Source organism: Streptococcus oralis (assembly GCF_001578935.1).
Taxonomy (GTDB): domain Bacteria; phylum Bacillota; class Bacilli; order Lactobacillales; family Streptococcaceae; genus Streptococcus; species Streptococcus oralis_R.
This window is the reverse complement of record NZ_KQ969521.1, coordinates 170,699-178,446: the sequence shown is the minus strand read 5'-3', so window position 1 is coordinate 178,446 and position 7,748 is coordinate 170,699. Positions and strand designations below refer to the sequence as shown.

Sequence of the window (7,748 nt, the reverse complement as noted above, 5' to 3'; positions counted from 1 at the left end):
ATACAGAAGTCGCTGCACCAAAGTACTGTTGAATGGATTGTACGATTCTTTCAGAGGCTCTTCCATCTCCATAAGGATTTGGTGCCTGAGACATTTGTCTATAAAGAGTTTCATCTGTTAAGAGTGCTGCCATTGCTTCTTTCACACGTACTGGATCCGTACCAATTAGCTTCAAAGTACCTGCTCTTACTCCTTCTGGACGTTCCGTCGTGTCACGAAGGACAAGGACAGGTTTGCCGAGAGAAGGCGCCTCTTCTTGAACACCTCCAGAGTCAGTCATGATAAAATAGCTTCTTGAAGCCAAATTATGAAAATCAAGTACATCTAAAGGCTCAATCAAGTGAATACGATCGTGACCAGCTAAGATATCGTTTGCTGCTTCTTGCACGGCAGGGCTAAGATGAACAGGATAAACAACTTCAATTTCCTGATGAAGATCGACCATCTCGCGTAAGGCTGTAAAGACATCTCGCATTGATTGACCTTGATTCTCACGACGATGCATGGTTACCAATACAAGTTTCTTATCTGGATCCAATTGATCTAGAACTTCATGATAGTAATCCGATTGAACGGTTAGTTTCAATGCATCAATGGCTGTATTTCCCGTAATGACAATAGCAGACTCAGGGTGATTTTCCTTGAGGAGATTTTCTTTACTCTCACTAGTTGGAGCAAAATAAAGATCCGCTAGGTTATCAGTCATCTGACGATTCATTTCTTCTGGGAAAGGAGAATACTTATCAAAGGTCCTTAGCCCGGCCTCAACGTGGCCGATACGTACCTGATTATAGAAAGCAACTAAACTTGCTGCAAAAGTTGTTGTTGTATCTCCATGAACAAGAATTATATCTGGAAGTTCTTGCTTAACAACTGGATCAAACTTTTCTAAAATTTTTCCAGTAATATCTAAAAGGGATTGATTTTTCCCCATAATATCCAGGTCATAATGTGGCTCGATGCTAAAAGTTTCAAGAACTTGATCAAGCATTTGACGGTGTTGAGCTGTCACAACTGTAATCGTCTCAATGCTGTCACTATGTTTTTGCAATTCTAACACTAAAGGGGCCATTTTAATAGCTTCTGGTCGTGTTCCAAAAACAACCATCACTTTCAGTTTCTTCATTATGCTATCCTTCTACTATAATAAAATTTGACACATCAGATTAATCTTTATATCGAATTATTGCGCAAATCAATTAATTTGATTATCTTAATTATTTTACCGTCAATTAATTTATATGTCAAATTTTTTCTAAATTATATTATTGCATTTAATTTAATTTTAATAATTTGTAACCTTTTTGTAACAATATTATTTACAACCTTTAAAAAGCCTTATTTTAGGAAATTTTAAGATTTTTCAAAAGAATCCGTATTTTAAAAAAGCTAAACCTTATATGTTTTTTTCGATATTTATTTTTATCTTGATATTACAAACAATTATATTTTATCACTTCGAGGAATAAATCAAACAATTTCAAACAAAAAATCCCTTTTTCGAATGAAAAAGGGACTGTGATTGTTTACTATATTTAAAATTTAAATCTTATAAAATCTGTCTTAAAACAAATTTTTCGACAGATACAAGACCAATTCTCCGATATCTTCACACACCGCATTCATGGCCGGTTGATGGTTCTGATACCAAACACCCGTCCCATCTGGAATATAGCCTCGTTTGATGTACAATCTCTGGGCAGGTCCATACCCTGAATGGAGCCCAACACCAAGGGTCACCTTATCCGATATGAGCCTAACTCGTTTTTCTGCTTCTTCCAGCAAGAGATTTCCAATACCTTGATTTTGAAAAGGTTCAAAGACATTGAAATCTGAGAGTTCTGGATAGATTTCTGCAAAAGGCCCCTGCTTAGCGCAGGGCAAAATTGTGATATAACCCGCTAAAGCACCCTCAACCTCTGCAACTAAGACTTCTCTCTCCCCACATTCTTGTTCCAGAAAATATCTAGCCAAAATTTCTTCTCTACCCGGCCAACCTTGGCTGATAAATCCTCGATATAGATCTTTAATGTCAGATTCTTGCATTTTTCTAATTGAACATATCGTCTTCATAAGTTGCTCCTTTATAGCTTTCTCCTACCATTATAGCACGATAATAAAGATTAAAAGAAAAAACCTAGTAAGACAAAAGAATCTTACTAGGTCAACAGGGAATCCTTTCTAACAAAATCCTATAAAAATCTGAAAAAGAGGTCAACTGGACCTCAACTCGCTCTCTCATTTCAAGGCTCGTGAAAAAAAGACCCAAACGGGTCTGAAAAAGAGGTCCACCCGGACCTCTTTTTTAATCTTCGTTTACGAAAGGCATCAAAGCCATTACGCGAGCGCGTTTGATAGCTGTTGTTACTTTACGTTGGTTTTTAGCTGAAGTTCCTGTTACACGACGTGGAAGGATTTTCCCACGTTCTGAAACGAAACGGCTAAGAAGCTCAGTATCTTTGTAATCAACATATTCAATTTTGTTTGCTGCGATGTAATCAACTTTTTTACGGCGTTTGAATCCGCCACGACGTTGTTGAGCCATGTTTTTTCTCCTTTATAGTATTAATTGTCCATTAGAATGGTAAATCATCATCTGAAATGTCCAATGGATTGGTTGCTCCAAATGGATTTTCAGAACGTGAAAAGTCTGGTACTGGATTTGCAGGTGCTGATTGACCAGCAGTTGGTGCAGAATAAGCGCCACCTGAATGTCCTTCACGCACTCCGCGGCTTTCCAACATTTGGAAATTCTCAGCCACGACTTCTGTTACGTAGACACGTTGTCCTTGCTGGTTATCGTAACTACGAGTCTGGATACGGCCTGTGATCCCGATAAGAGAGCCTTTTTTAGCCCAGTTAGCAAGATTTTCAGCCTGTTGGCGCCACATAACGACATTGATGAAATCAGCTTCACGTTCGCCATTTTGACTCTTAAATGTACGGTTTACTGCAAGAGTAAAAGTCGCAACTGCTACATTTGATGGGGTATAACGCAACTCAGCGTCACGTGTCATACGCCCTACAAGTACAACATTGTTAATCATAATTTACCTTCTTACGCGTCAAGTTTGACGATCATGTGACGAAGAATGTCAGCGTTGATTTTTGAAAGACGGTCAAACTCTTTAAGAGCTGCGTCGTCGTTTGCTTCAACGTTAACGATGTGGTAAAGTCCTTCACGGAAATCTTGGATTTCGTATGCAAGACGACGTTTTTCCCATGATTTTGATTCAACAACAGTTGCACCGTTGTCAGTCAAGATAGAGTCAAAACGTGCTACCAAAGCGTTTTTCGCTTCTTCTTCAATGTTTGGACGAATGATATAAAGAATTTCGTATTTAGCCATTGATATGTTCCTCCTTTTGGTCTAATGACCCCTAGTCTTTGCAAGGGGTAAGTGAGGTTTGCTCACAATAAACTATTATACTAGAAAAACTGATAGATAGCAAGATAAAAGTGAAAAAAGAAGATGAAATTATCTTCTTTTTACTAGTTTATGGTTTGATACGGTGCAACATACGTGGGAATGGAATAGCTTCACGGATGTGTTTTGTACCTGCTGCGAAGGTTACCATACGTTCAATACCGATACCAAAACCTCCGTGTGGTACTGTACCGTATTTACGAAGGTCAAGGTAGAATTCGTACTCTGTACGGTCCATTCCAAGTTCTTCCATCTTAGCGACAAGGGCATCATAGTCTTCCTCACGCATAGAACCACCGATGATTTCTCCGTAACCTTCTGGTGCAAGCAAGTCTGCACAAAGCACGCGCTCTGGATTTCCAGGAACTGGTTTCATGTAGAAGGCCTTGATGGCTGCTGGGTAGTTTATGACAAAGGTTGGGACACCAAAGTGGTTTGAAATCCATGTTTCGTGTGGTGAACCAAAGTCATCTCCATGCTCAAGATGCTCGTAGTCAGCATCTTCATCATTCTCATGCTCTTGCAAGAGGTCAATAGCTTGATCGTAAGTTATGCGTTTGAACGGCTCAGCAATGTAGCGTTTCAAGAGCTCTGTATCACGTTCCAAGGTTTCCAAGGCTTGAGGCGCACGGTCAAGAACACCTTGAAGAAGAGCTTTTACATAAGCTTCTTGCAAGTCAAGTGACTCATCGTGAGTCAAGTATGAGTACTCTGCGTCCATCATCCAGAACTCAGTCAAGTGACGGCGTGTTTTTGATTTTTCAGCACGGAATACTGGACCAAAGTCAAATACACGACCAAGAGCCATAGCCCCTGCTTCTAGGTAAAGCTGACCTGATTGACTCAAGTAAGCTGGCGTTCCAAAGTAGTCTGTTTCAAAGAGTTCTGTTGAGTCTTCTGCTGCGTTTCCTGAAAGAATTGGGCTATCAAACTTCATGAAGCCGTTCTTGTCAAAGAACTCATAGGTTGCATAAATGATAGCGTTACGGATTTGCATCACCGCTACTTGCTTACGAGAACGAAGCCACAAGTGACGGTTGTCCATCAAGAAGTCTGTTCCGTGTTCTTTTGGAGTGATTGGGTAGTCTTGAGATTCACCGATCACTTCGATGTCTGTAATATCCAACTCATAACCAAACTTAGAACGTTCGTCTTCTTTGACAACCCCTGTCACATAAACAGAAGTTTCTTGGCTCAAACGTTTGATGACATTAAACTTCTCTAGACCCACTTCCTCACCGAACTTTTCAATAAAGTTTGGTTTGAAGGCAACTCCTTGGAAAAAGGCTGTTCCATCACGCAATTGCAAGAAGGCAATTTTCCCTTTTCCAGATTTGTTAGCAACCCAGGCTCCGATGGTCACTTCTTGACCAACATAGTCTTTTACATCAATAATCGTTACACGTTTTGTCATTATTTTTCCTTTTCTTTTTCTTTTATTTTTCCATAAATGCTTTCAAACGTTTAACCGCTTCTTTAAGCGTGTCTAGGTCTGTCGCATAGCTGAGACGAACATTTTCTGGTGCTCCAAATCCAGCTCCTGTAATCAAGGCAAGACCGACTTCTTCTAGAATAGCTGTTGTAAACTCTGTCACATCGGTATACCCCTTCATCTCCATCGCTTTTTTAACATTTGGGAAGAGATAGAAGGCTCCTTGGGGCTTGACAACTTCAAAACCAGGCACTTGGCATAAGAGAGGATAGATGGTATCCAAACGTTCTTCAAAGGCTTGGCGCATAGCTTCAACAGAGTCTTGCGGTCCAGTGAGTGCTTCAATGGTAGCATATTGGGATACTGCTGTCAGATTTGAAGTCGTTTGTCCTGTTAGTTTGCTCATGGCAGCGATAATTTCAGGATTTCCCACAGCATATCCTACCCGCCAACCAGTCATGGCATAGGCCTTAGATACACCGTTAATCACGATGGTTTGCTTGCGAATAGCTTCTGACAGACTAGAGATTGGAACAAATTCATTTCCATTATAAACTAGACGACCGTATATATCATCCGCTAGGATAAGGACATCATGTTCAACTGCCCAATTTCCGATGGCCAAGAGTTCCTCACGAGAGTATATCATACCGGTCGGATTCGATGGTGAATTGAGAACTAAGACCTTTGTCTTATCTGTTCGGGCTGCTTCTAGCTGCTCTACTGTTACTTTAAAGTGATTGTCTTCCTTTGCCTGGACAAAGACTGGCACTCCTTCTGCCATTTTGACCTGGTCTCCATAGCTGACCCAGTAAGGTGTAGGAATGATGACCTCATCACCTGGATTGACCACAGCCATAAAGAAGGTGTAGAGAGAGAACTTGGCACCAGTGGCAAATGTAACCTCGTTAGCCGCTACGGAATACCCATAGTGACGTTCAAAATAGGTATTAACCGCCGCTTTTAACTCTGGTAGGCCTGAAGCAACTGTATAGAAGGAAGCTCGTCCATCTCGAATCGCTTCTACCGCTGCATCCTGAATGTTTTCAGGAGTATGGAAATCAGGCTGTCCCAAGGTTAAGAAAAGAACATCCTTTCCCTGAGCTTTTAATGCTTTGGCTCTTGCATCACTAGCTAGAGTGACGCTTTCTTCCATTTCTAGTACACGTTTGGATAGTTTCATATGCCCTCCTTATTGGATCACTGCTCCTGTTTCAAAGTCGACCAGATAGTACTGGTTTCCTGACTTAACTTCCCAAATCGGCTTATCCTGATAGCGACCAAAAGTAATCTTGTCAATGTCGCTAGCTCCTTTTTCCCTCGAAATCGTCGCTGCCTTGTCTTGAGAAATCCCCTTATCTAGCTGATAGACATAAATCTTGTGGTCATTCTTTTCAATCAGTACGGCAATGGCCTCTTGCTTTTTATTATGTCCCAGAACGCTGTAATAACCTTCTAGTCCATTGTAGAAATCAACCTGATCAGCCTTCTCCAATTCTGCATACTGCTTGGCTAGTTTTTCTCCCTCAACTCTAGCATCTTGATAGGGTTTCATGCTGAGCGATATCAGATAAAGAAAGGAAGTGGTCATGACTAGTACTACCAGAGCAATGCCGATTCCATACTGTAAAAGTAGCTTGTCTTTTGCTTTTTTCTGTCTTAGTTTCACTCGTCTATTTTACCATCTCTCCTCCTTTATTACAAGTGAAGACAGGAACATTCTAAGAATCTTTTCCTATAAAATGTAAGTTCTTGTTTTTCTCTCTCATTATTGATAAAATAGCCTTATGAAACAATATATGAAAGAGAAAATCTCCAATAATCAGCTAGACTTAAAAACAGCTATCGTCCTCAATAAAGCCATACGAACTTTTAAACCATATGAAGCCAAAGCTGCTAAAGAACACGGGCTAACACCCACCCAATTTTCAGTTTTGGAAACCCTCTATAGCAAGGGGGAACTACGCATTCAGGATTTGATCGAAAAAATGCTAGCCACTTCTGGAAACATGACTGTTGTCATTCGAAATATGGTTCGAGATGGGTGGATTTCTAGAACTTGCGACCCCAAGGATCGTCGCTCTTTTTTCCTGAAATTAACACCTGCAGGACGCAGAAAAATCGAAGAGGTTCTTCCTGACCATATCGATTCGATCGTAGAAGCACTCAGCATCTTGGAAGATGGCGAAAAGGAAGATTTAATCCAGATTTTAAAAAAATTTAAAAATTTGTGAGCAAAATTATTGCTAATTAGTATCAATTGCTGTAACATAGATGGTAACAAAAGAGTTCGCTCTTTGAATTTTAAACTAAAGGAGACACATCATGTCTAAAAAAGTATTATTTATCGTCGGTTCACTACGCCAAGGTTCTTTCAACCACCAAATGGCCCTCGAAGCTGAGAAAGCACTTGCTGGAAAAGCGGAAGTTAGCTATCTTGATTACTCAGCTATTCCTCTCTTCAGCCAAGATTTGGAAGTTCCAACTCATCCAGCTGTAGCTGCTGCTCGTGAAGCAGTCCTTGCTGCGGATGCGATCTGGATCTTCTCTCCAATCTACAACTTCTCTATCCCTGGAACAGTGAAAAACTTGCTTGACTGGCTCTCTCGCGCCATTGACTTGTCTGATACACGTGGTGCTTCTGCCCTCCAAGACAAGTTTGTTACTGTCTCTTCTGTAGCCAATGCCGGTCACGATCAACTCTTTGCGATTTACAAAGATCTCTTGCCATTTATCCGTACACAAGTCGTTGGTAACTTTACAGCTGCTCGTGTCAATGACTCTGCTTGGGCAGATGGAAAATTGGTGTTAGAGGAAGCAACTGCTTCATCACTTGCAAAACAAGCGGACGACCTTCTTGCAGCCATCAACTAATCCAGCAAAAACCAG

10 protein-coding genes are annotated in these 7,748 nt (G+C 40.7%); 2 read left to right on the top strand and 8 right to left on the bottom strand.

What is annotated here, in order from left to right:
• From wecB to SORDD15_RS00905, 8 genes are all read right to left on the bottom strand, one after another.
• A partial coding sequence (wecB, locus tag SORDD15_RS00940) for a non-hydrolyzing UDP-N-acetylglucosamine 2-epimerase (protein WP_061413572.1) occupies positions 1–1,126 on the bottom strand: 1,126 nt, incomplete at its 3' end.
• A gap of 437 nt (positions 1,127–1,563) precedes the next feature.
• The gene (locus SORDD15_RS00935) at positions 1,564–2,073 is read right to left on the bottom strand and encodes a GNAT family N-acetyltransferase (RefSeq protein WP_061413570.1); all 510 of its coding nucleotides are present in this window, start codon (positions 2,071–2,073) and stop codon (positions 1,564–1,566) included.
• Positions 2,074–2,305: 232 nt separating this feature from the next.
• The gene (rpsR, locus tag SORDD15_RS00930) at positions 2,306–2,545 is read right to left on the bottom strand and encodes a 30S ribosomal protein S18 (protein WP_000068664.1); all 240 of its coding nucleotides are present in this window, start codon (positions 2,543–2,545) and stop codon (positions 2,306–2,308) included.
• A 31-nt stretch (positions 2,546–2,576) separates the two neighbouring features.
• Positions 2,577–3,047 carry a single-stranded DNA-binding protein SsbA gene (ssbA, locus tag SORDD15_RS00925; RefSeq protein ID WP_000609595.1) on the bottom strand — a complete coding sequence of 157 codons (471 nt, stop codon included), beginning with the start codon at positions 3,045–3,047 and terminating at the stop codon, positions 2,577–2,579.
• 11 nt (positions 3,048–3,058) lie between these two features.
• A complete protein-coding gene (rpsF, locus tag SORDD15_RS00920; RefSeq protein ID WP_001151782.1) occupies positions 3,059–3,349 on the bottom strand; it encodes a 30S ribosomal protein S6 in 291 nt (96 codons plus the stop codon).
• A gap of 148 nt (positions 3,350–3,497) precedes the next feature.
• Positions 3,498–4,841 carry an asparagine--tRNA ligase gene (gene asnS, locus SORDD15_RS00915; RefSeq protein WP_061413568.1) on the bottom strand — a complete coding sequence of 448 codons (1,344 nt, stop codon included), beginning with the start codon at positions 4,839–4,841 and terminating at the stop codon, positions 3,498–3,500.
• A 22-nt stretch (positions 4,842–4,863) separates the two neighbouring features.
• Positions 4,864–6,042: a pyridoxal phosphate-dependent aminotransferase gene (locus tag SORDD15_RS00910; protein WP_061413566.1), complete on the bottom strand. Its 1,179-nt coding sequence runs from the start codon at positions 6,040–6,042 to the stop codon at positions 4,864–4,866.
• Positions 6,043–6,051: 9 nt separating this feature from the next.
• Positions 6,052–6,528 carry a cell wall elongation regulator TseB-like domain-containing protein gene (locus SORDD15_RS00905; protein WP_061413564.1) on the bottom strand — a complete coding sequence of 159 codons (477 nt, stop codon included), beginning with the start codon at positions 6,526–6,528 and terminating at the stop codon, positions 6,052–6,054.
• A 118-nt stretch (positions 6,529–6,646) separates the two neighbouring features.
• Between SORDD15_RS00905 and SORDD15_RS00900 the strand changes: the two genes are divergently transcribed.
• Both SORDD15_RS00900 and SORDD15_RS00895 read left to right on the top strand, forming a co-directional pair.
• The gene (locus SORDD15_RS00900) at positions 6,647–7,093 is read left to right on the top strand and encodes a MarR family winged helix-turn-helix transcriptional regulator (RefSeq protein ID WP_196756199.1); all 447 of its coding nucleotides are present in this window, start codon (positions 6,647–6,649) and stop codon (positions 7,091–7,093) included.
• Between the two features lie 91 nt (positions 7,094–7,184).
• Entirely contained in the window at positions 7,185–7,733 is a 549-nt protein-coding gene (locus SORDD15_RS00895) for an NADPH-dependent FMN reductase (protein WP_061413559.1), read from the top strand.
• The last annotated feature ends 15 nt before the right edge of the window (positions 7,734–7,748 follow it).